Raw genomic sequence first — 1,989 nt, forward strand, 5'->3', positions numbered from 1 at the left:
TGCTGGCCCGGGCCGGCCGGCCGATCGGCCGCGCGCCGATCACCGTGACGCCAGTCTCCGCCACGCTCGCCGCGCCGGCCGAGGCACCGGCGGGCAGCCCGGTCGCGGTGCAATGGACCGGGCCGCGCGCGCCGGGGTCGTGGATCGGAATCGTGCCGGCGGGCGCGCCGCCCGCCGAATACGTCTCCGGCGGCTTCGTCTATGTCGAGGACGCCGCGAACCCGGTGAGCCTGACGGCGCCGGGGGTCCCGGGGGCCTACGAGATCCGCTTCATCGAGGGGATCGACGGCACGCCGCTGGCGACGCGCCCGCTCACGGTCACGGCGGCCACCGCGATGCTGCAGGGCCCGGAGAGCGGCATGGCCGGCAGTCCGGTCACCATCCGCTACGCGCCGGCGCAGGCGGCGCCGGGCAGCTTCGTCGCGATCGTTCCGCCCGGCGCGGGCGCCGACGACTACATCACGAACGCCTGGGCCTATGTCGATGGCGGGGAGGCGGCGATCCACCTGCCGCCCACCGCCGGCCCGTACGAACTCCGCTACGTGCTGGTGGCGCCGGGCGGCGCGCAGGTGCTCCTGCGCAGGCCGATCACGGCCACGCCGGCGATGGCGACGCTGGAAGCGCCCGCGACCGCCGCCGCCGGGTCCGCGGTGCCGGTCGGCTTCACCGGGCCGCGCGGCAATGGCGACTACATCGCCGTCGCCGCGGTCGACGCCGCGGGCGATCAGTACATCACCTATTTCACCATCGGCGATGCCGCCCAGGGCGAGATCACAATGCCGGAGGAGAAGGGGACGTATGAGCTGCGCTACGTGATGGGCGCGGCCGATGCTTCGAGCGCGGTGATCGCGCGGCGGCGCATCACCGTGCACTGACGCGGCGGCGGGTCGCCACCGCGAAGGGCGGTCGAGGCCGCGCAGCGGCGCGCGGCCCCGGACGCGGGGCGGCCAGCCGGGATGACCCGCCGGGGAAGGCCGTCTTGCGCGTGCGCCCGCATCGCGCGCTGCAGTGTGACGCAGAACCCCCTCGCCCTGCGCCGCGATCCGCCCGATATCGCGGCGCATGATCCGCGCCGTTGCCCTCGCCTTCGCGCAGCTCGACGATCCCGCCTTCCGGCGCCCCCTGCTGTGGGGCGTGTTCGGCGCCGCGCTGGCGATGGCGCTGCTCGCCTGGGGCGCCATCGAGGGCGCGGCCTGGCTGGCGGGTGGGACCGGCTGGCTCTCCTGGTTGGCGCAGGCCGGGGGCGGGATCGCGGCGCTGGTGCTGGCCTGGTGGCTGTTCCTTCCGGTGGCGGCGGCGATCGCCGCGCAGCTGGTCGAACCCGTCGCCGCCGCGGTCGAGCACCGGCACTACCCCCGCCTGCCCCCGCCGCAGGGTGCGTCGATCGCCGCGCAGCTGGCCTTCGGGCTGCGATTCGGCCTGAGGCTGCTGGTCCTGCAACTACTGCTGCTGCCGCTGCTGTTTGTGCCGGTGGTGGGCTTCGCGCTGGCACTGCTGGTCTCGGCCCATGCGCTCGGCGCAGGAATGGTGCAGCAGACCGCGCTGCTGCGGATGGACCGGGCGCAGGCGCGCGCAGCCTGGGGACGGCTGCGCCTGTCTGGCTGGGCGCTCGGGCTGGTGCTCGCGCTGATGGCGCTGGTGCCGCTGCTCAACCTGCTGGTGCCGGTGGTCGGCACAGCGGCATCCGTGCACCTGCTGCAACAATCCACAAAGGTGTGATGACGCGAAACCTGGGGATAAGCCGGGCGGCGGCGTTGTGGCGGGCTCGAAGCGCGTGCTAGCCCGGCTCCGTCTTCACGCAACCGCCGGGACTCGAGGGGAACCGACATGTCGATCTTCCGCCGCAAGGATGAGACGGGCCAGCCCGAGGGCGCGCCGGCGACGGTGCCAGTGGCACGCGATTCCGATCTGGCCATGCCGCCCTTCCGCCCGGCCGGGGTGACCCTGCCGGCCGCGGCCTCCGGCCCGGCCGCGCCCAAGCCGACAGCG

General features: G+C 74.8%; 2 protein-coding genes. Both read left to right on the top strand.

Annotation, left to right across the window (positions count from 1 at the left end; all coding sequences use genetic code 11):
- On the top strand, positions 1 to 875 hold an 875-nt coding region (locus HW578_RS25915; protein ID WP_198373593.1), incomplete at its 5' end, for a hypothetical protein.
- Between the two features lie 187 nt (positions 876 to 1,062).
- Positions 1,063 to 1,719: an EI24 domain-containing protein gene (locus HW578_RS25920; RefSeq protein WP_198373594.1), complete on the top strand. Its 657-nt coding sequence runs from the start codon at positions 1,063 to 1,065 to the stop codon at positions 1,717 to 1,719.
- The last annotated feature ends 270 nt before the right edge of the window (positions 1,720 to 1,989 follow it).

Source organism: Roseomonas rosulenta, from assembly GCF_016106005.1.
Classification (GTDB): domain Bacteria; phylum Pseudomonadota; class Alphaproteobacteria; order Acetobacterales; family Acetobacteraceae; genus Neoroseomonas; species Neoroseomonas rosulenta.

Coding starts and splice junctions, on each gene's coding strand:
- HW578_RS25920 (WP_198373594.1), top strand. CDS start 1,063: ATGATCCGCGCCGTTGCCCTCGCCTTCGCGCAGCTCGACGATCCCGCC.